The sequence below is a fragment of the Bradyrhizobium sp. Ses1 genome, assembly GCF_059512365.1.
This window is the reverse complement of sequence record NZ_JCAMOQ010000199.1, coordinates 1-668: the sequence shown is the minus strand read 5'-3', so window position 1 is coordinate 668 and position 668 is coordinate 1. Positions and strand designations below refer to the sequence as shown.

At 63.5% G+C, this 668-nt stretch carries 2 protein-coding genes; both read left to right on the top strand.

All coding sequences use genetic code 11. From position 1 onward, the window contains the following. Positions 1 to 73: 73 nt before the first annotated feature. Positions 74 to 364 carry a transposase gene (locus AC5ZG5_RS46355; RefSeq protein ID WP_165421601.1) on the top strand — a complete coding sequence of 97 codons (291 nt, stop codon included), beginning with the start codon at positions 74 to 76 and terminating at the stop codon, positions 362 to 364. Further along, a partial coding sequence (locus AC5ZG5_RS46350; RefSeq protein ID WP_456647283.1) for an IS3 family transposase occupies positions 361 to 668 on the top strand: 308 nt, incomplete at its 3' end. The genes AC5ZG5_RS46355 and AC5ZG5_RS46350, both read left to right, overlap by 4 nt.

Below are 668 nucleotides of genomic sequence, written 5' to 3'. Positions count from 1 at the left end.
TGAAATGGACCCCGATTGTGGGACCACGTGCTTAGTTGGAAGGGGCTGCTCCGTTTGATAGACGGAGCGCATGATGACGACAAAGACGAGACGCAAGATCGACGCGGCACTAAAGGCAAAGATCGCGCTGGAAGCGGTGCGGGAGCAGGCGACGGTGGCCGATCTGGCCCAGCGCTATGAGGTTCACCCGAACCAGATCTATGCCTGGAAGAAGCAACTGCTGGACCAGGCGGCCCGGGCCTTTGACGCGGGTGTCGGGCGGGAGAGCGAGGACGCGCGCGAACGCGAGATCGAGAAGCTGCATGCCAAGATTGGACAACTGACAGTCGAGCGCGATTTTTTAGCGCGGAGGTCCGGAAGATGAGCACGCCGGACCGTCGAGGAATGCTCGATCGCGCCGACATGGCGCTGTCGATCCGCCGGCAATGCATGTTGCTTGGCATCGCGCGCTCTGGGGTCTACCGGCCGCCACGGCCGGCCAACGACAACGACCTTGCCCTGATGCGGCGCCTCGACGAGCTGTTCACCGCCTGGCCGTTCCTCGGCTCACGGCGAATGACCGCGATGCTGAAGGCTGAGGGGCTTCAGGTCAATCGCAAGCGCGTGCAGCGGTTGATGCGCAAGATGGGCATCGCGGCGCTGGGACCAAGGCCGAACACGACCAAGCC

Coding starts and splice junctions, on each gene's coding strand:
- AC5ZG5_RS46355 (WP_165421601.1), top strand. CDS start 74: ATGACGACAAAGACGAGACGCAAGATCGACGCGGCACTAAAGGCAAAG.